This window comes from Synechococcus sp. CCY9202 (genome assembly GCF_034931685.1).
GTDB lineage: Bacteria > Cyanobacteriota > Cyanobacteriia > PCC-6307 > Cyanobiaceae > CBW1002.
On record NZ_JAYGID010000120.1, the window covers coordinates 1 to 20,121 of the forward strand.

Annotated in this window: 14 protein-coding genes and 2 pseudogenes; 1 reads left to right on the top strand and 15 read right to left on the bottom strand. The window is 59.9% G+C overall.

What is annotated here, in order from left to right; translation table 11 throughout:
* Positions 1-305: 305 nt before the first annotated feature.
* Positions 306-470: a hypothetical protein gene (locus VB777_RS14945; protein WP_323249885.1), complete on the top strand. Its 165-nt coding sequence runs from the start codon at positions 306-308 to the stop codon at positions 468-470.
* 211 nt (positions 471-681) lie between these two features.
* On the opposite strand, the pseudogene VB777_RS14950 reads toward VB777_RS14945, so the two are convergent.
* The 15 genes and pseudogenes from VB777_RS14950 to VB777_RS15020 all read right to left on the bottom strand — a co-directional run.
* Positions 682-981, bottom strand: a pseudogene (locus tag VB777_RS14950) (transposase); the annotation flags it as partial.
* A gap of 293 nt (positions 982-1,274) precedes the next feature.
* Positions 1,275-2,195 carry an IS256 family transposase gene (locus VB777_RS14955; RefSeq protein WP_416238371.1) on the bottom strand — a complete coding sequence of 307 codons (921 nt, stop codon included), beginning with the start codon at positions 2,193-2,195 and terminating at the stop codon, positions 1,275-1,277.
* Positions 2,086-2,391, bottom strand: a complete 306-nt coding sequence (locus VB777_RS17495; protein ID WP_416238369.1) for a transposase — start codon at positions 2,389-2,391, stop codon at positions 2,086-2,088. Before VB777_RS17495 ends, VB777_RS14955 begins: the two co-directional genes overlap by 110 nt.
* A 229-nt stretch (positions 2,392-2,620) precedes the next feature.
* Positions 2,621-3,877: an IS256 family transposase gene (locus tag VB777_RS14965; protein WP_323249888.1), complete on the bottom strand. Its 1,257-nt coding sequence runs from the start codon at positions 3,875-3,877 to the stop codon at positions 2,621-2,623.
* A 362-nt stretch (positions 3,878-4,239) separates the two neighbouring features.
* On the bottom strand, positions 4,240-5,265 hold the full coding sequence (locus VB777_RS14970; protein WP_323249890.1) for a hypothetical protein: 1,026 nt from the start codon (positions 5,263-5,265) through the stop codon (positions 4,240-4,242).
* 175 nt (positions 5,266-5,440) lie between these two features.
* On the bottom strand, positions 5,441-6,223 hold the full coding sequence (locus VB777_RS14975; RefSeq protein WP_323249892.1) for a hypothetical protein: 783 nt from the start codon (positions 6,221-6,223) through the stop codon (positions 5,441-5,443).
* A 182-nt stretch (positions 6,224-6,405) separates the two neighbouring features.
* The gene (locus VB777_RS14980; RefSeq protein ID WP_323249894.1) at positions 6,406-7,686 is read right to left on the bottom strand and encodes a glycosyltransferase; all 1,281 of its coding nucleotides are present in this window, start codon (positions 7,684-7,686) and stop codon (positions 6,406-6,408) included.
* The gene (locus VB777_RS14985; protein ID WP_323249896.1) at positions 7,683-9,776 is read right to left on the bottom strand and encodes a glycosyltransferase; all 2,094 of its coding nucleotides are present in this window, start codon (positions 9,774-9,776) and stop codon (positions 7,683-7,685) included. Before VB777_RS14985 ends, VB777_RS14980 begins: the two co-directional genes overlap by 4 nt.
* Before the next feature lie 297 nt (positions 9,777-10,073).
* Positions 10,074-11,215 (bottom strand): annotated as a pseudogene (locus tag VB777_RS14990) (ISAs1 family transposase).
* An 83-nt stretch (positions 11,216-11,298) separates the two neighbouring features.
* Positions 11,299-13,053 carry a glycosyltransferase family 2 protein gene (locus VB777_RS14995; protein ID WP_323249899.1) on the bottom strand — a complete coding sequence of 585 codons (1,755 nt, stop codon included), beginning with the start codon at positions 13,051-13,053 and terminating at the stop codon, positions 11,299-11,301.
* A gap of 2 nt (positions 13,054-13,055) precedes the next feature.
* Positions 13,056-13,943 (bottom strand): class I SAM-dependent methyltransferase, encoded by an 888-nt coding sequence (locus VB777_RS15000; protein WP_323249901.1) that lies wholly within the window; start codon positions 13,941-13,943, stop codon positions 13,056-13,058.
* Between the two features lie 49 nt (positions 13,944-13,992).
* Positions 13,993-16,089 (bottom strand): glycosyltransferase, encoded by a 2,097-nt coding sequence (locus VB777_RS15005; RefSeq protein WP_323249903.1) that lies wholly within the window; start codon positions 16,087-16,089, stop codon positions 13,993-13,995.
* A gap of 23 nt (positions 16,090-16,112) precedes the next feature.
* The gene (locus tag VB777_RS15010; protein WP_323249905.1) at positions 16,113-17,048 is read right to left on the bottom strand and encodes a Hint domain-containing protein; all 936 of its coding nucleotides are present in this window, start codon (positions 17,046-17,048) and stop codon (positions 16,113-16,115) included.
* Between the two features lie 612 nt (positions 17,049-17,660).
* Positions 17,661-18,641 carry an IS5 family transposase gene (locus tag VB777_RS15015; RefSeq protein ID WP_416238370.1) on the bottom strand — a complete coding sequence of 327 codons (981 nt, stop codon included), beginning with the start codon at positions 18,639-18,641 and terminating at the stop codon, positions 17,661-17,663.
* A gap of 21 nt (positions 18,642-18,662) precedes the next feature.
* Positions 18,663-19,853 (bottom strand): hypothetical protein, encoded by a 1,191-nt coding sequence (locus VB777_RS15020; RefSeq protein ID WP_323249909.1) that lies wholly within the window; start codon positions 19,851-19,853, stop codon positions 18,663-18,665.
* Positions 19,854-20,121: the final 268 nt, after the last annotated feature.

Here is a 20,121-nt window from a genome sequence, read left to right on the forward strand (position 1 = left end):
CAGTCAGGCCAACGATGCCGAAATCGGTCTGTTTGCGGATCTGATAGCCACCGATCCGACTTTTTGAGCCAGAAATCCACTGATGCCTGTGGAAAACGGGCTCGTGGGTTGGTTTTTCAGCAAACTCTTAGAATGCTGTCCCAGTACCCCTGGCCTGGGCATCACGCCTGCGGTGTTGTGCGCGGGAACCGCATCTGCCCCTTAGCCTCCCAGCCCGCCACCACGCCCGCTGCTGCAAGCGATCTGATCAGTTTTCTCAAGGCGCTGTCGGACTACCGGATGCGCTGAGGCATTCGCTTCCCGCAGTGGTGGATGTTGCTGGCGGCGGTCCTCTCGATCTGAGCGGCCAGGGTTCGCTGGTGGGGCTGGAGCGTTTCGCCAAATGCCACCGCCAGACACTCAACGAGCTCCTGGGTAGCGATTTCGGCAAGTCGCCATCGGACTCGACGTTCCGGCTGCTGCTGACCTAAGGGTTTGTCGCACATTTCCGCAGCTGTAGCAGACCCTCCCCTGGCTCCTTTGGGGGAGTTCTGAGCGCTGCTCTCAGCCCCGGGACTGAGCGGCTCTGAGTGGTGTTCTCTCCCTCAGCTTGCTGCCAGCGCTGCTCTGTGGAGCTTGCCGATGTTGTAGGTGGTGGCCATCATGGGCCCGCGTCCCCGGGATTGGTGTAATTCCCTGGGGACGCGGGCTGAGGTGGCCTTTGACGGTCTCAAAGATCCGTTCGCCCAGCTCGTACTTCTCCAGCAAGTGGCGGAAGGTCAGGATCGTGGTCTCATCCGGGATCCGATCACTGATCAGCTCGATGCCGGCAAAGCGGCGCATCATGGGCACATCGATCAGGGCGTCTTCCATGGCCGGATCGCTGAGCGAATACCACTGCTGCAAAAGGTGGATCCGCAACATGGTGGCCAACGGATAGGGAGGCCGGCCACCTATCTTACTCGCTTTGGGATAGAAGGGCGCGATCAAGGCGATCAGCTCGGCCACGTCCCTTCCAGAGGCGTAAATCCCGAGGCCCGATTGCCCTGATTTGAGAGTGAACAGGGGTGAATGACAGGCTGTCATTCGCGAGGCAATGTGTACCTCGCTTATTCACGATGAATCCGGACGATTGACTTGTCAAGTCGTTCGCCTGGATAGGTTCTCGGTTGTTGGCTACGTCTGAATCTCTGCTGCTCCAGTTGGCGCCGGCCCCCGGGCGGTGAGCAACGCCACTGCGCCCTGCGGGGGGCGCTGCGGCGCCGCTCACCTGGGGCCTGGTGTTGGCCGTGCGTTCAGGCGGTTGCTTCCTGGAGCGAGGGCTGCGTCGGCAGCTCCTCCAGCGAGGGGATTGCGGCCATGCTCTCGGCCGAGAACATGCGCCGGCCCTCAAGCTGCCAATGCTCGTCCTGCTCCAGCAGCACGGCACCCACCAAGCGGGTGATCGCCGCATCGTTCGGGAAGATGCCCACGACGCGGGTGCGGCGCTTGATCTCCTCGTTGACGCGCTCGAGCAGGTTGGTGCTCCAGACCTTTCTCCAGTGCTGATCAGGGAAGTGCCGGAAGGCAAGCACGTCTTCTCGGGCTTTCAGCATCAGGTCTGCCGCCTTGGGGAAGCGCTCGGCCAGGGAGCTGGCCAGGTCATCCCAGCGGGCCTCAATGTCGGCGGCCTTCTCTTGGGCGAACACCGAGCGCAGCGCCGCCGTGACCATGCCCTGATGCGCTCTGGACACGCTTTGGAGCAGGTTGCGGGCGAAATGGACCCGGCAGCGTTGCCAGCAGCTGCCCTGCAGCATCCGCCGGATCGCGTTGGTGAGGCCCTTGTGGGCATCGCTGATCACGAGCTTGACCCCAGTGAGTCCTCGCTCTTTCAACGAGCCAATGAATTGGCTCCAGAAGGCCTCGCTCTCGCTGTCGCCGACCTCGAGACCAAGCAGTTCTCTGCGGCCATCGGCGTTCACGCCCATGGCGACGACGACGGCTCTGGAGCAGACCTGCATCGCCCGGCCCAGGCGGCCGTGCAGGTAGGTGGCATCCAGATACAGGTAGGCGTAGCCGCTGACATCCAGAGGCCGGCTGAGAAACGCCTGCACCTGCACGTCGATGTCAGCGCAGATGCGGCTGACCTGGGATTTGGAGATCCCGCTCTGGCTGCCCAGGTCGGCAACCAGGGCATCGACCTTGCGGGTGGACACACCGGCCACATAGGCCTCCATCACCACGGCGTAGAGGGCCTGATCCACACGCCGGCGGGGCTCGAGGATCGAGGATCGAGGGCAGGAAGCTGCCGCTAAGCAGCTTGGGGATCTGCAGATCAATGTCACCCACCTGGGTGGTGAGCATCCGGGGCCGGTAGCCGTTGCGGTAGCCAACATGCTCCTCAGTGCGTTCATGGCGATCGGCGCCGAGCACGGCAGCGACCTCCAGCTCAATCAGCTGCTGCAGGCCGGGTAGCGCCCCTCTGAGTGGTGTAACTCAGGTGGTCCTGTGACCCTTTCCGGAGGGTGAACAGGAGCAGTCAGAGGATGACTGCCTGGAAGCTGATTTCTCAGCTCCATTCATCCACTATGAATCCTGATCGCTGAATGTGCAACTCAGCAATCGCTCTGTTCTGTGTTGACGGAAGTATTGGTGGCGATGTTCAGCTGAGTGTTCCAGCTTCCTCATCAGCGCCTTCCCCATCGGCGAGCTCCAGGGCCTCTTCTGGCTCCGGGATCTTGGCCATGGTGGCCTCCGAGAAGAAGCGGCGGCGCTCCAGCTGCCATTCCTCCTGCTGCTCCAGCAGCTGAGCGCCCACCAGCCGCACGATCGACGCGTCGTTGGGGAAGATCCCTACGACGTTGGTGCGTCGCTTGATCTCCTTGTTCAGGCGCTCGAGCGGGTTGGTGCTCCAGACCTTGCGCCAGTGCTCCTGCGGGAAGTGGAGGAACGCCAGCACATCGTCACGGGCGGCCTCCATCACCGGCACAGCGGTGGGGAACTGCTTGCGCAGCATCGCGGTGACCCGCTGCCAGTGGGCACGCACCTGATCCGGTGCCTGAATCACGAACACCGCTTTCATGGCCGCCGCCACCATGTCTTGGCCAGCCTTGGGAACGTGGCTGAGCAGGTTGCGCAGGAAGTGCACCCGGCAGCGCTGCCAGGAGCAGCCCTGGAACATTCGCTTGATCGCTGCTGTCAGCCCCAGGTGGGCGTCCGAGATCACCAGGCGGGTGCCAGTGAGGCCACGCTCCTTGAGGCTCCCCAGAAACTGCCGCCAAAAGCCCTCAGCCTCGCTATCGCCTACGGCGATCCCGAGCACCTCGCGGTAGCCGAGGGCATTGATGCCAATCGCCACCACCACGGCCCGCGACACCACCTGCAGGTTGCGGCCCAGGCGGCCGTGGAGATAGGTGGCGTCGAGGTAGACGTACGGGAAGCGGGCATGGTCCAACGGCCGGCTCAGAAAGGCTTTCACCTGCTCGTCGAGGCCAGCACAGATGCGGCTCACCTCCGATTTGGAGATGCCGCTGGCCCCGCCCAGCGCCTCCACCAGGGAGTCGACCTTCCGTGTGGAGATGCCGCCGGTGTAGGCCTCCATCACCACGGCGTAAAGAGCTTTGTCGACCCTGCGACGCGGCTCGAGCCAGTCGGGGAAGAAGCTGCCCTGGCGCAGTTTGGGGATGGCCAGGCTGAGATCGCCCACCTGGGTGGTGAGCAGCCGCTGGCGGTAGCCGTTGCGGTGGGTGGTGCGCTCATCAGGGCAGCGCTCATGGCGCGTGGCACCAATGGCCGCGGAGACTTCGGCCTCCAGCAGATCCTGGAAACCCCGACGCACGATCTCAGGGATCAGGGCGCCAGCGGTGGTGCCCTCCATGAGCTGAGCCAGCTCGGAGGCGCCACTATGGGTAAGGGTCATGGTCTGTGTTCGGTTTGGTGGTAGTGCTCCGAACAGGGTCACAGACCGGCCCACCCATTGCCACAGCACAGACGTGAGGGAGGCGAGCCGTCAGCCCCGTCTACGCCGGGGCTGATCCCCCCGAGTTACACCACTTGCTGGGACGCCACTGATATAAACTTTACTGGGCAAACACTTTGATGATTGCGAAGCGCAAAATTCTGGCATTCGTGCATGACTTCCAAAGCGCTGGTATACCCCCTGAGTTGATTAGCAAGTTGCTCAAGATCTAGCGAATCGAAATCAAAAGCTAACTCATGGAAATCCGACAAATATAGTTTCGAAGAGGCCATCATAGCCTTTTAATTTTAACTGCCAACTCTTTATTGGGCAAGCTTCCGTTTTAAGAAGTTATTTGCTTCAATTATCCTGACGGCTTCCTGCATCACAGCATAAACAGCCGGCGAAAAGTTGCACTCGGGAAGCAAACGCTCTTCGTTTCCGTTTTTAGGATACATGCTGATGTCGACAAATAAGTCATCATTAGTCATGCCTTTAAAGGAATCTATTACCTTTAGATTGCTGTCCCGATAAGAATCCTGAATTGCTGATGCTAGTGCACGCGAGACGCACAGTTTCTCGCCTGCTTGCGAAGCATTGATAATCTGATTGAATTTAGATGAATCACCTGAGTATTGCTTGAGAAGATTTAATAGGCAAATAGCCTCTACAGTCAACGAAGAGTTCTCTTTCGGTAGTGGCCCAAGAGCAGATAGGTCAACGCCTATGAACCCACCGATTAATTGAGCCATGTTTAAATTCTTTTTGAACGAAAAGGGATAAATTCGTTCGCGGCCAAATGAATTACTCCACATATCAAGAATATGACTATAGTCGTAATAAGATCTGTCTAGTGCCGCCTCCTCGAAGAATTTCTTGTCTACAATTAGACTTGGGCTTTTTGCTGCTGTTGAAGCCAAAGAGACAGCTAGCTCTACTTGTGGTCTCAGGTGGACGAACACATACACTTCGTCATATAAAGCCGTTAGAATCTCGTTTAGCTGATGAATAGAATATTGTGTCTTAAGTCGTGAATGCAAGTGCTCTGAGGAGATAATGCATGTATGAGCGCTTTTGAATTCTGTATACTCTCGTTGCAAGCGCTCTGTGAGAGACTTTTTGAAAAGATCGTGCTCTAGGCTTGTTTTGATATTAAGCTTCATGAAATGATCGTCTGGCTTGCTTGGATCCATTGCCCATACCGCCAGATCACGATGCCAATGTGATCCTAGGCATTGGGGATACCAAATTCCATATTCATTAAATAACTTGTCGCGAGAAGCTGCCATGAGCTTCTGGAAAGATGTTGTTGCTGTTTTCTCGGTTCCAATATGAAGAATACATTTCATCTTTCTGACCTAGGTTTTCGAACTCTTAAGTTCATTGAGTTGCATCTGGAGCGAGTAGATCATCGCTATTAGTAATTTGTTGAGCTGCTTTTGATTATAGCAGTTCAGTGATTCGTTCATTTGAAGATCTAAATTCAGCGGAGGTTGATTATGCTGTGCAAGAATAGTGTTTATTTCAACAGTTTCTTGAAGCAATGCTTCCTCTATCTTGAGGGCACCACGAAAAATCGGCCTTGTCGCGACCATTGGCCAATGCCGACGCCGGCCAGTACATGAGTCTCAATCGCTGCTTCCAAGGTAAATCGGTATTTTTCGTGGTGCCCTTGACAAAGTCGTCAGGGCTGATGCCAATCTCTAGCGGGTCATTGATGTATCGATTCAGACCTTCAATGGGGCTTTTTATTATTATATCAGACCAAAAACTATTGAATAGGCTGGGTCTAGCAGGCATTTTTTGAGTGCTATTTATTGCAGCCCTGAGGAAGAGTATTTCCGGCGCTTCTTTTTGGTTTGCGGTCAATTTTTCTCTCGTATTTATACCCAATAGAGAGAGAAAATGCTGGCATGTGTCATTCTTCTCGTCATAGTTATAAAGTTCAAGAGTGTAATCGTTGCAATTTGTCCATTGCCTTAAGTGGGTGGATATTGATGAAATCATATCGTCTTTCGCAAATTCGCTAAACGGTTTTACGGTGCCTGGATAAGTCTTGTGCTTGATTCCCCACTGTCTATAGGCCGATTTTATATATGATTTATGTTCGCGAACATAGCAAACAATGGTTGCGTCAACTCCGGCTTCTTGGCATGATCTTTGTATTGCTGGAATATATACCGCAGGTCGTTCGTATATCGATTCATTGCTCCAGACTGCAGAGTGGTTATTAGGCAGGAGAAGAAGAGCTGAGTCCAATACTTGTTTAACCTGCTCACTTGCTTCGATATCTCCAAGCCTTTGCAATACGCAGGTCCCAGACTCTGACTGCCAATCATATAGCAATAAGTCTGGACTGCATCTTTCAAGGTTTAAACCCCAATAGTGAATCCCATTAATGCTTAAGGATTCTAGTGAAGTACGTAGAGATCGTTGTATAGCGGTAGATCCAGTCTTTCCAGTTCCGATGTGAACTATGAGTGACCGATTCATGCCAACGCCTCGCGCTGTATTGTCCTTGCAAAAACAATATCCCGATAAAGCGCAACGTGCGCAGTAGCACAGTCCACTGCTGTTGTGGGATTGGGAATCTGCTGGATCAGTGCTTGATGTAGCGCCGCATTGCCAATTGCCTTCTGCATCACCCCAGCCAAGGCACTCTCGCTGCGTGCCGTAAACTTCAGCCCACCGTACCCGTCGATCTTCTCGGCGGTGCCACCGATATCGCTGCCAATCACTGGCCTGCCGTAGTACAAAGCTTCTTGGATCACCACAGGCGAATTCTCCCACCAGATCGAGGGAACCACAACCCAGTCGTTCTCCTGCATGAGTGTTTCCAGTTCGGATTGGCGGTAGCTGCCCCGAAGCAGCACCCGGTCGCGCACTTTCTCATGAAACAACTGGAATTCCTGCTGAAAATCCTCGGGTTGTTGTTCGAGATTGGCGCCATAGATGTTCACAGTGAAGTTGGTCAACCCTTGCTCCTGCAACAGATATGCGGCTTTCAGCAGCAGCAGGGGGCCTTTGTAGAGATTCAGCTGGCCAAAATAACCAAACCGATTCAGCTTCTCTGAGCTCGTGTTGGCGATCTGATCCCGTTGACTCAGATCAAAATGGTTTGGCAATCCATTCTCGATCATCAGGAAGCTGGGGTGGTCGATGCCGCAGTTGCGGTAGCGCTGGATCAGAAATTCGCTCGGGCTGATCAGGGCATCACAACTTTCCAGAATCGTCTTGATGTAGTGATGTCGTAGGAACAGGTCGCCGGTGCTGTTCTCCGGATAGCACATGGAGCAGGCCAGTGGGGTGGCTTTTTCGCAGAGCTTCAGCTGATGGGTGGTCACCATCTGGCCGTTGTGGCGGCAAAGCGCCAGATAATCATGCAGGGTCACCACAATCTTTGCCTCAGGGCAGAGGCTTTGCAGCAGAGGGATGATGTCGATCCCGAAGTGCACGTAGTGCTGCAGGTGAATTACATCAGGCTCAATGTGCCTCAGCAGCCGCTGCAGGCTTCGCCGCATGCTGGAGATGTGGGGATTGGTGAAGCGAAACCACTCGCAGCTGCTGCCGATCAGATATTCACGATCCGTGCCTTCCACGCTACGCAGCTCACCATGCGCCAGCACCCCTTTGCTGGTGTGAACGGCGGCCAGGATCCAGGCCTCGATGCCGCGGTGCTGCTGCAGTTCACGAAACAGGGAGAAGGCTGCATTCTCAGCTCCTCCCACCGAGAAGTTTTCATGGCCGTGGATCAGGTACAGAACGTTCATGGCGTGGTGATCTGGCTGCGCTTCATGCGTTCGATCGCACTGCACCAGCGCTGGTGATGGGTGATCGCATTGGCGGTCACAATCTTGGCCTTGAGGCTGTTGTTCTCCTCCCCCAGACCCACGCTCTGGCGCTCGAGATGATGGAACACTGCGGCTAGATCCACTGCGATCGGCAGACCGAGGCTGCGGATCTGGAGGCAAAGATCAGAATCTTCAAAGTCGCCCACCACATACTGGCTGCTCAGGCCCTGCAGTTGCCGGTAGAGGTCTGTTCGCAGCATCAGGCAGGCGGCCGTGGCCGCCTCCACCTCCTGCAGCTCCAGCTGCTGCCGGTGGCCGTAGCCACTGTTCACCCCCTTGAGCGGATGCTCATTCAGCCACACCCAGCTCAGGTCGCCTTCCAGGTCGGGCTCGGTCACGAATTCCATGCCGCAGTGCTGGATCGCTCCGTTGTCGAACAGCAGGCGTGCCCCGAGGGCGCCGAGGGCGTCTCCATGCTGCTGCATGGCCCGCAGCATCAGCTCCAGACTGGAATCATGGGCGGGCAGTACATCCGAATTCAGCAGGAGCAACAAGGGTGCTTTGGCCAGTTGCGCGCCTCGGTTGTTGGCTCCGGCAAACCCCATATTGTCTGGATTGATCACCGTTTCAAACGGCACGCTGTAAAGCGTGTGGCAACGCTTCACCAAGGCATTGAATTCCTGCTTGAGCCGCGGATCATCCAGCACATAGATCAACTGGATCGCTGGAACCTGATCGCCGTGCCGCCGCCGCCAGGCGTTGAACCAGTTGAGTTGATATTCCATGAAATCCACTCGCCCGTACAGAGGCACCACCACGCTTAATTCGGGCGTGGCTTGCTCAGCTCGGCTGTGGCACTGGTGCTCGGCTGGCTGCTCCATCTTTGCCAGCAACTGTTGGCTCCACGCATCCCGCACTCGCTGCAGCAGCATCGGAGCCTGCAGGCGTGTGGGGTGAGCAATCGCAGCGTCCACCACCTGCTTGAGCTGGTCGGTGCGTAGCGGCGTGCCCTGCAGGCTTCGCCGCAGACAGAACTGAACGCCATTGTTCAGCACCACAAACAGGTCTGCCGCTTCGCCAGGTTCCAACGGAACCCGTTCTTCAGGCATGGCCACCAGCTGCAGGCGCAGCCCTGGGTGGAGTTCGCTGGTGGCATGGCAGCGTTGCACCACGTCGTTCAGATCCGGTCGGCTGGAATAACTGGCTTCTTCCAGATTCAGCCGCCAGACCCGATCGCCGCGCACCAGACACAGCTCCCGCAGCTGCACCCCCGGATCCACCACCCATCCCTCGATCTGCAGGAGCGTGCCGCAGGGGCTGATCCGGATGGCATCAATCGCTGCCACAAAGGCGCAATCCTGGGCCCGGTCGATTGCGTGATTCAGTTGCTCGCGCGGGTTGCTCTCCAGCCACTCCAGGGTGGAGAGCACCCGGCCCAGCAGGTCCACTTCGCTGGCGTTCTCCCCGCACAGGGGCGATCGGCGCAGCACCTGCAGGCAGTCCATCGCCGCGGATCGCTCCCCCTCGCCGAGGTGCAGCCAGGCCAGGGCCACACCGGCATGGAAGGCAGTGGCGCTGAGGGCCGGGCTGCTCTCGGTCTGGTCGCCTTCCGCCGTGATCGCCTCGAGCTTTGGCCTGGCCTCCGCCAGCTCGCCCAGGGCCCGCAGGGTAAGCGATGCAAACAACTGGGCCCAGGGCAACAGATCACCAGCCTTTTCGCCAGCTGCCACTGCCGCCTCCAGCAGCGGCTGGGCCAGATCGTGCCGCTGGCGCTGGTGGGCGGCGTGGCCAAGGGCATACAAATGCTGCGGTTCCAGCTTCCCGGCCAGGGTTGCCAGGCTGTCGTGCCCGAGCCGCCGCAGCACCTGCTCATAGTCACCGCTCTCCACCAGCTGGCCCAGTTCTTCACACTGGAGATCCACCAGAGCTCGTGAGGCTTCGCTTCCTTCGGGGTGGAAGCGCCGTTTCAGCGGGCGCGGCTCCGAGGGATGGATGGCGTGCTGCTCCACAGCGGCCTTCCGTGGTTGGGCAGGCTGGGCCGGAGGCTTGGCTGGCTGGGCGCGCCGCACAGGTGACGCTGGCTTTGGCGGTGCTGCCGCGCGTCCTGTCGGTGGATGCGGCGTCTGTGGATGGGCTGCCGGGGGTCGCTTTGCAGAAGATCTGGCTGGAGGAGTGCTGCTCCCTTGGGCCAGCTTGGCCCACTCCACCCACAGGGTCGGTTGATCAGGGCGATCCAACAACTGGCGTTGGAGTGTGGATCGATCGATCACCCAAGCCACCTCCATGGGCTGAATCTTGCTGCAATGCCTGAGCTGCAGGCTTGGTTTTGAGCATATCCCCTATCGCTCCAGGGCTGATTCAAAGTCTTAACTCAGGCTTGGTTCTGGCTTTCTCGTCGCCATCGCCAGTAGCGCCGTGATGTCGTGAGTTACGGCCTGCATGCCGGCTCGGATCGACTGAAATCCAGCCAGTCGGAGCAGGTTGAGGGCTGCCGTGCGCAGCGTCGCCATCGCTCCGGCGCCGTTGCCCCGGTAGCGATGGGCGTCCTCGTGCAGCTGGGTGTCACGGATCCAGTGCCAGCTCTCAATGCTCCAGCGATCCCGCACCAGTTGCAGCAGGGCTTCTGGGGTGGTGCGCAAGCTGGTGAGGAAGAAATGGGTCTGCCGGAAGATCTTGCCGTCGCGAGTGCCAACGGCGGTCACCTCCACGATCCAGCTGGTGCCGCTCCAGGCCTCACGGATGTGCTCCGGTGCCTGTTTGGCACGCAGAGTCCAGGTGATGTCGCGCCCGTGGCTCTTCTCGTGATCCATTGCGAGACAAGGGATGTGGCGTTTCCCCTGGAACTGGCTGCGGATCTGACGGTGCAGAGTCTTCTGGTTGCCCTTCACGGTCAGCAGGAAGTCGGCCCCCTGCTCCTGGAGCTGTTGAAAAACGGGCGCTGGGTATGGAGCGCATCTGCCTGGATCAGCACCCCATCCAGGTCGAGCTCGCCCAGCAGCTGTTTCAGCACTGCCCGCTCGTGGTTCGCGCCAGTGGCGTAGCAGGCCTGCGAGATCGCCACACCCAAGGCGGCCGAGTAGAGCGTCACCTGGGCAATGAATGCTGAACCACCACCGGCAGTGGGCTCGATCGAGCCTCGCAGTGTCTTGCCGTCACACACCAGCTGATCGAGATCCGCTGCACCACCTGGGATCTGGGCGATCGTCCAGTCACGGATGGCCGCGCACAGGGCCGCCACATCCACCTGCAGGAAGAAGTAGCGGAACGCAGAATCCGATGGGGGCCGCCGCAGTTCAAGGCCCAACTGCTTACAGAGCACCGAATGGTGGCGCCGAGCGAACCGCTCCAGATCTCGCAAGCTTTCACTACCGCTCAGGATGCCCAGCACGGCCACCAGCAGCAGGTACCAGGCCGGAATGCGCACCCCTCGCCGCATGCGGGCATCCGGTATCGCCTGCAGGTAACTGATCAGATCAAGATCGGTTGCGGCAGAGGCGATGTCGGGCACAAGGACGGAGCGATACCACCAAGCAAACCCCAATCTGGCCGCTCAGGCCAGAGCGACTGTGACACACTTTGAATCAGCCCTGCCTATCGCTCTGGAATGGAATCAGCTGCTTCACATTCTGCCCTCCCCCAATCCAGCCGGGTGAGCACCACGAGGAGTTCGCGGTGATCGAGCTTGTCGGCCGGCTCGATCAGGGCCTCTCCCCGTAGCTTCAGGATCGTGGGGGAGGCTTTGGAATTCCCGGACCACGGCAGCGCGATCTGATTCAGACCCCGTTCCAGCAGCACCTGGCGGCTTTCGCCGTTGTTGCTTCCAGCCAGGCTGATCACGAGCTGCGGGGTCGCCAGCAGTTCCCCCTGCTCGGGGAGGTAGAGATCCATGATCAGAACCCCCGAGTTCCCGTCCAGGGTGTCCAGCTCCAGCAGCAGGCGGTTGGAGCGCACCAGCCAGCCATCGCGATCGAGTCCGCTGCTGCTGGCCAGGAGCCGCAGGGCTGCAAGGTCCCAGCCCGGTAGTGCCGCCACCGGGGCTTTGCCATCCGGCAGGTGCCGGTGCAGCGCCGCGATCGGCTCATCACCTGAAACCCCCAGCTGCTCGGAGATCCAGGGGGCCAGGCCAGGCCAACCGGCCGGCAGGCAGCACACGCCTTGCTCCTGCCAGTGCCGATCTCCCTGCAGGAGCATGGGCTGATAGCCCATGCTCCTGCAGCCTGCCAACTCATGGCTCTGCGGCTCGAGCAGGAGGGCCGGTGGTCTGGTCTGGAGGCCTCGGTCTGCGGCCACGAACCAGGGCGTGCTGCGGCAGGGTTGGCGGCTGTCGAGCCACGGCTGCCACTGGCTTCTGAGCCTCTTGAGATGGGTGGTCTGGTGGGTCTTCAGGCCCGTGTCCGTGCGGCGCGAATGGCTCAGCCCCTCCAGGTGCAAAATCCGCGCCTGCGGCTGCACCAGCACCGTGTAGCCCGCTCGCCACACCCGCAGGCAGAGGTCGGTGTCTTCGCAGTAGGCCGGCCGGTAGCGCGGGTCGAAGCCCTGCAGCTCCTGCCAGAGATGGCGGCGGATCGCCAGGGCGCAGCCGCTCACATAGTCGGTCTGGCGTTCGTAGGCCAGGGCGAACCAGTGCTCCGGCGGAAAGCCCCGGCCGTGGTTCCACACCTCCCCATCGGCCCACACGATGCCGCCCACTTCCAGCGGCTGGCCGTCTGCTCCCCACACCGCCGCGCCCACCACACCGGCCTCTGGATTTCGCGCAAGGCTTGCCAGCAGACGTTCCAGGCAGTGGTCGCCCACCAGGGTGTCGTTATTGAGCAACAGCACTACCTCGCCACGGGCGAGTTCAGCGGCGGCATTGCAGGTGTCGAGAAAGCCCTGGTTCAGCTCCGAGCGCCAGATCCGCAGCCAGGGCAGCTGCCGCCCCAGCTGAGTGGTGGCATCGCTGGAGGCATCATCGGCCAGGATCATCTCAAAGCGCACCGTGTTGGCCGCCACCACCAGGCTGCGCAGACAGTTGAGCGTCAGCGGCCACTGGTTGTGCACTGGGATCAACACGCTGATTTGCGGTGTTTCGCTGTTGTCGGCCGGCACCAGTTGCTCCGGCGCTGGCAGGGCTTCCAGCCCCCGCAGCGCCAGGCCGTAGTAGAGGCAGCGGAAGGCGCCCTCCGGGTCATGGCGCAGGCAACGCTGCACATCAGCCCAGCCAGGCCCTCCCGGCAGCAGCCCCGCCAGATCCAGCCCCTCGATCGCTGCCAGGTCGCCAAGTTCGGCCACGGCGGCATCGCCTTCGCCCAGGCAGCGTGTCCAGTGGCGCAGCAGCGGTTGCCAGGCCAGCGGGTCTCTGGGCATCTCTAGCGCTGGGCGTTGATCACCAGAACGCCCGGCAGATCCGAGCCGAGGATGCCGTGTTTCCAGCTGGCCAGGTGGTGAATCACTGCGTTGTGGAAACCCGCTTGCTGCAGTTGTTCGGTGAGTTCCCAGCCCGGGATCCTGTACACCAGCGAACCCTCCTTCGGCCGGATCGGATCCCCATGGAATTCAGCCTTCTCCAGCAGTTCGGTGCGGCCACTGCGGGTATTGTGCCGGGCCTTGAGGATCGATTCCCATTGCCCGAAGGCCATCGGGCAGGTGGCAACCAGTCGGCCGCCGGGCCGTAGCACCCGGGCGATCTCGAGGAAGGCCTGGTCGAGATCGCGTACATGCTCGAACAGCTCATTGCACAGCACCAGATCGAAGCTGGCATCCGCGAAGCTGAGGGCGCAGAGGTCCTGATGGGGGATGTCGCCGCGCGCCACCTCTGCATCCTCGAGAAATTCGCTGCACACCAGCCGCTCCTCCCCCAGCTGCCGCCGCAGCCACAGGGCAAAGCCCGTGAGGGCCTCAACAAGGTAGATATCCTGCTGGGCGAGAGTCTCGAGGCTGCCGTAGAGCTGCTCCAGCACCTGCAGGGCGGCCCGATTGCGGCTCAGCAGCCCATTGGCGATCAGGGATTCGCGGTAGTTCGGCCCCTGCAGGCGGATCGATTCCGGCAGGATGTGCTCTCCGCTCAAGGGCTCAAGGATGCCCAGCAGGCGCACCATCTCAAGGCATTCCTTCAGCTGCTTGCCTTGCTGGAGCAGCTCGGCCAGATGTTCCTGGAATTCGGAGAAGCTGCCGTAGGTGTGCTGCAGATCGTGCAGGGCCAGCACCGCCTCGCTGGGCATCAGCTCAGGCCGCTGGGTGGTGGGCAAAGGGGGCATCGCCTCAGGACCTGATCTTAATGGGGATCGGTGGGGTCCCATGGAGTCCTCAGGCAGCTTGCTTTTGCTTCAGTGCCCGCAGTTCCCGTAGTGCCCGCAGGCGGCGGCGTCCGTCGATCACCTCGCTCCACTTCGGTTCATCGGGAGCGTCCTGCGGGCGGGGCAGGGGGATTCCCAGGGAGAGCCATCCCTGCAGTTCGCCCCAGGAGAGCAGGCGCAACCCTGCAGGCAAGGCGCAGGATTCGCTAGTCAAGTCAGAGTCGCCGTTGGCTGATGGGCTGAGGCCCTCCACCACCCAGTGCGCAAAGCAGCCGCTCAGGTGGCAGGCGCCGCTCAGTTCCCAGCGGCTGAAGCCCTCCCCCTGAAGCACATTGCGGCAGGCCCGCTCCAGGGCGGCCTGCACGAACGGATGGCGGGGCACGGCGGCGATCGCATCGAGGCCGAGGCAGCTGAGGCTGTCGGTGACCAGCAGCAGGGAGGTTCCAGGTTCCACCAGGCGCTCGAGGCTGCGCTGCGGCCGGGTGTCCCAGTCGGCCGAGAGGCCGCCGTGTTGCCACAGCAGGGCCAGCCGCAGCAGATCGGCACGCACCTCGGGGCTGTTCACGGCCTGGCAGGCCAGCTGCACCAGCCGGGGCAGATCCTCACGGCTGCCGATGGCCTCGCGGCCTGGATCCAGCCACTCGCAGGTCCACCCCGGATGCAGCTCCCGCCAGTGGCGAGCGCGTTCCCGTTGCTCTGGGCTGCTGCCCGGATGGCGCTGCAGCAGCCAGAGATGGCGGGGGATGGTGGCGTCTGGCTCCGGCGTGAAGGCTCCGTTGCCGGCGGTTCCCGCCTGGCGCAGGTTGTGCAGCAGCGCGAAGGCCAGCACCGTGGCATTGGGATGGTGCTTCAGGTCGTCGGTCAGGGCCAGGAGGCGATCGGCGAGGCTGGGCAAATTCCGAATCACCTGCCAGCGCGCCAGAGCAGCCGGGTCGGAGCCCAGTTCCAGCAGCCAGGGTCGAAATGGATCGGCGTAGCGTTCTGCGTCGCTCTCCAGCAATGGACTGATGCGCTGGCGCAGGGTCTGGGCCTCGGTGAGATCGCCGCTCACGTAGGCCAGCGTTTCTGCCAGCTGGAGGGTCTGCAGGCGCAGCTGGGGGGAGGCGGCGTGGGGATCGAGGGCAGCAACGGCCCGGCAGAGGCAGAGGGCCGCCTCGATCTGGCCGCGCCGCTGGGCCAGTTGGGCGCTCTGCAGCAGCAGCCAGGCCATCGGATGGGTTGAGGCCGGATCGCTGCTGTCGGCCTCTGGAGGGCAGGCCGCCAGGGCGCCGAGGGCGGCCAGGGTGGGGTCTGGCTGGCCGGCCGGCAACGCTGTGGCGGTGGTGAGCAGGGCCTGCCAGCGGGTGAGCAGCAGGTGGCGGTGGGTGGGGCCCTGTTCGGGCCCCACCTCCTTCAGCAGCAGCTCGGCGCACCAGGCCTGCAGCGTCCAGTCGCCCACAGGAAAAGCACACTCCAGGGTGTGCCAGAGCAGGTCTGTGCGGTGGCCCAGCACCTGGCGCAGCTGGGCCAGCCACTGGAGGCAGAGCTCGTGGGCACCGGCCTGGCGGGCCAGGTGGAGGCGCTGCAGCGCCCGGGGCAGCAGGGCTTCTGCAGCGGCTGGATCGGCCGGTACTGCAGGGAAGCGCAGGTGATCGAAGGATTCACTCTGCTGCTGGCGATCACTGCGGCTCTGCAGCGGCGGCGGTGCAAGCCGCTGGCGGAACTCCAGCCGGACCACGTCGATCCAGGTCGGCGGAGGGCTGTGCAACTGCTCCAGCCGATCGAGCAGGGCCAGGGCCTGCATGGCCCAGGTGATGGCCTGCACCGAATCGGTGCGGCTCAGCTCCTCCTGGATCCAGATGGCGCCATAGCGGCAGCATTGCTCCTCATGCACCGCTACCCAATCGGGCTGGGGAGAGGCGTGGTGATGCAGGGCAGCCAGCAGGCGGGCGCCGGCCAGGGCGTGCTGGATGGCTTCGTTGCGCTCCTGATCGCCAAGCTCCAGCATGCGGCCATGACAGGCCACTGCTAGAGATCGGAACTGCTCCGGCCCCTCGCTGTGCTGCAAAGCCTGGGGAACCTGCTCAAGAAGAAGCCTGGCCTGCTCCGGAAGGGAGCCGCCAGGCACTGCGTCTTCGGTGGCTGAAGGGTTCAGACGAGGGCGAATTCAGGCTCAGCGGCCACTGTATCGAGGCCGGCGATTGCACGGATCTCGCCCGGTAGCTGGCGGGCGAAGGGAATCCGCGGCATGGGCATGTCGGCCATCGGGGTGGAGCTGCCGTAGAGGGCGAGGTACTCGTCGTAGTTGTTCCAGCTCGTGCGGGTGATGGCCCCATCCCGCTCGGTGGCCACGAAGGTCTCGGTGAGCAGGCCATTGGCCCACATCAAGGAATGCTCCTCCAGTTCGATCGAGTAGAAGGTGATCGTGGGTTCGTCCCACTCCTCCACCTGGCGGATGGTGGTGCCGTTCACCAGGGCCTGGGCTTCCACCAGGCAATCGTTGATGACAAAGGCGTGGTTGGGGGTGCAGTGGATGGGTTCGCTAGGGGCGAGTTCTCCGAGGGCTCCGGTTTCGATACAGACGGGAAGTTTCCCTGAGGAGCGAAGCTGCGCGTACGAACGAGTGCAACGCCCTATGAATTTAATCTGCTTAATGCCATTGGGAGTTGGAAGGAGGTCGCCGACATCCAGGGTTGCGGCTTGAACGTATCCTGTATTCGTTAGAATTAGCGATCCCGAAGTAAGGCAGGGGGTAAATGGCTCAAAAGAGGTAAAAGTACCTTGTGTATTATTGATGATCGTGTCGTCAGTGAGTATTGCGAATAAATTAGCTCCGCTGCCTATCTGAAGCAGGGGGTATTCTGTTCCACATATAGTAATTATTCCTCGGTATACCCAGTCGCTAGACCCAGCGGTGCCGGTGACTTGAATCGTTTCTCCGACGCTCCAGTCTAACGATGCTGTATCGTCAGCTTGGTAAGGCCCTTCAAGGAATTCGGTGGTTACCTGGTAAGTGGAACCATCTACGAGAGGCGTGCCGCAGAAGAAAGATGTATTGTAAAAGTTGGTAAATGTAGTTGTGGGCATTGCGGGAGATGCAATAGGTTAGTTTTGCTAAGGGAACCTCGAAAAATAGCCTCTACCAAGACAGAGCACTCATGACTGGCTTGACGGGGCAATGAGAGTCTCAATTACCGGATCCGGAAGATCCCGAATTTTTCGAGGTGCCCTAATATATCGCATGATTAAGGAATGGCCATATTTGTTTGAGGATCCTGACAAATCAAGTTTTTCTGCGATGAGTCAAAAATGGCATGAGGGTGCTAAGGCCCTCTGTCTCTCTATTAAGAGCTGGCTGCTTTGGTTGTTCTGAGTATTGGCGTCTGGCATCAGCTCCCCCCAGTCCATGCGCTGGTCTTTGAGCAGGTCTCCTGTGTCAGCAAAGAAGTACGCTCGCTCACGCGGTGCCATACCGTCGCCCCGTGATTTTACTGGGCTTTGGTAAAGACTTTCTGGTCGGTATTTCCTAGGGAACCTCTGGGCAACGAGCCCTAAAAGAGGGTCTGGAACCGCGGTTTGTTCGGGATGAACTATTTGAGGGTGGATCGGGTGTTGATCAGCCTGAATTCACCTTTGTGGACGCTGAATCTTGCTCATTTGGGGTGGCGCCTGCCCCAAATGGGCACACCACTCCCCCAATCATGTCTTGCATAGCAACTCATGGCGCGCCATGAATAGGTTGGAGAGGCCTGCCAGCACATTCACCTTGCAGCGGTTCTTGAGCATGCCCCGCAGCCGGGTCTTCTGAAAGCCGAACTGGCGCTTGATCACGCGGAACGGATGCTCCACCTTGGCGCGGAAGTGAGCCTTTGCCGTCTCGATCAGGTCATCCACCCTCCCCTCGGGTGTATCTGGTAACGCGCGACGCTTTCCTGGGCGCATGGCAACGCGGAAGCCGATGCCTCTGCCCTGCATATCGGGCCGCTTCTCAATCCCCTGGTATCCCGCATCTGCGTAGAGCACTGTCTCTTCACCGTGCAGGAGATCAGCGGCGGGGGTGAGGTCATGAACATTGGCGGCGGTCGTTTCCACCGAGTGGATGAGGCCGCTCTCGCTGTCCACCCCGATGTGGACCTTCATCCCAAAGTGCCATTGCTTGCCCTTGCAGGTCTGGTGCATCTCAGGATCCCTCTCCCGCTTCTCATTCTTCGTGGAGCTTGGCGCCGCGATGATCGTGGCATCGATGATCGTGCCCTGCTTCATGGCCATGCCGTTGGCCTTGAGGTGGGCCTTCACGGCTTCAAAGATCTGCGCTCCCAGATCCTTCTCCTCCAGTAGATGCCGGAACGCCAGGATCGTGGTCTCATCCGGGATCCGGTCGGTGATCAGGGCGATACCGGCAAAGCGGCGCATGGTCGCCACCTCAAGCAGCGCATCCTCCATCGCCGGATCGCTCAGGTCATACCACTGCTGCAGCAGATGGATTCGCAGCATGGTCTCCAGCGGATAGGGCGGCCGGCCACCCTTGGTGCTGGTCCTTGGGTAGTGGGGCTCGATCAGATCGATCAGCGCTTTCCACGGCACAACCGCCTCCATCTCAGACAGAAAGCGCTCGCGCCGAGTGCGCTTTTTGGCCATGGACTGCTCGTAATCCCCAAAGCCAAACTGCTTGGCGCCCATGAAGCCTGTCCGCGTCACCGATCACAAGGCCATTCTCGCGCAGGGTGGCGGGGTTTTCCAGAGTCTCCCTAGTTGGGTGAAGATGTCGCACATTTCAGCGCTCAGAGGTTCCCATCTTGCCTTGATGATGAAGCTGCAGGGGCCGCTTGCTTTCGCGAGGATTGTTTCCGGAATATCTACCAACAGGGCTGGATCATGAGATCGGCTGAAAATCGATATCCTTGTTGTCCCCAGCCGATCTTTGCCTAGTAAAACTGTGTCTTCGTTGATACTGCTAAATGGTTGCCGAATCAATGGGGCTTCCGGATTGCTTTCTTTCGGCCATTGCCAAAGTACTTCATTGTGCTCGCTGTGCAGTGACGAGTGCTCAATGTGGACGAGGCAAGGATATTCTGCGGGGTCGAGTCGTAAACGTCTGATTCCTTCGGCATAAAAGGGAAGATGGAATCTCACTTCGGCAGACTGTCTTGATATTGCAATGCTTCTCCTGATTGAATGGTCTTCGCTGAAACCGCTGCCGTGAATGGGCTCCCAGAACAGTTGTAGTGTTGCCATCCTGCCAAGCTGTTGCGTCACGGTATGCAGGTGGTTCTGGAGTGTCTGCCTTGCTTGATCAAGTTGTTGGTAGTCAGGATGCCCTCCGGCGCCGAGGATGGAATGGACTTCAAGTGCGAGCTGCATGAGCTTCTCATTCGCTGGATGGGCTGAGTCATTGAAGGGCTCGGCGGCATGGTTCAGCTCCTGCTTGACTGTTGAATCTCCTGCTGAGCTTGGATGATGATTGCCGATTTCCAGATGCGGCCAAAATCCCTTTGCTTGGACCATGAGGGTTCCAGGATTCTTCAGGAATTCTTCATAGCTGATAATGCGCCGTTTGAATCTTCTGCTGTGAAACTCGGCTTCCAAGGTGTGCTGTAGCCACAGCAGCAGGATTCGATCTGCAGGGAGCTGATCGCGCCGCGCTAAAGACTTGAGCACGGCCAAAGGATGCCGATGAACGATCAGCACTGCGCATTCAATGTTGTTGTCCTCGGTGAATCGATTCCACAAGGGAAGCCAGCGGCATAACCTTGGATCCTTGACCAGGGCAACATCTGAAGACCCAGTATTGAATGGAAAAGACTTTGAAAGTGCTTCATAAATGTGGCTAAGATTAGTATTGGTAATCGCCTGTTTGATCACCTCTGGTGGTAGCCAGGGCTGGCGTCCCAAGGCTTGGTGTAAAGCCCCCGGCACCCCCACCCCGGCGTAGCCGGGGTGGGCCGCGCACCTCAGGTGGCTGGCCCAGCGGCTGGTGTTGCAAGGGGTGGGCAGGCCCGTTTCCCTGGTTCGAGAACCACCTCAACCAGACGAACCATGTCGAGTCACCCCGGGGAACTTCCCCCCGAGGTGCTCACAGAACCGTACGTGACACTCTCGCGTCATACGGCTCCCATCATCCACATGCCACTTCACTGACTCGACGCCAGTGCGCGAACAG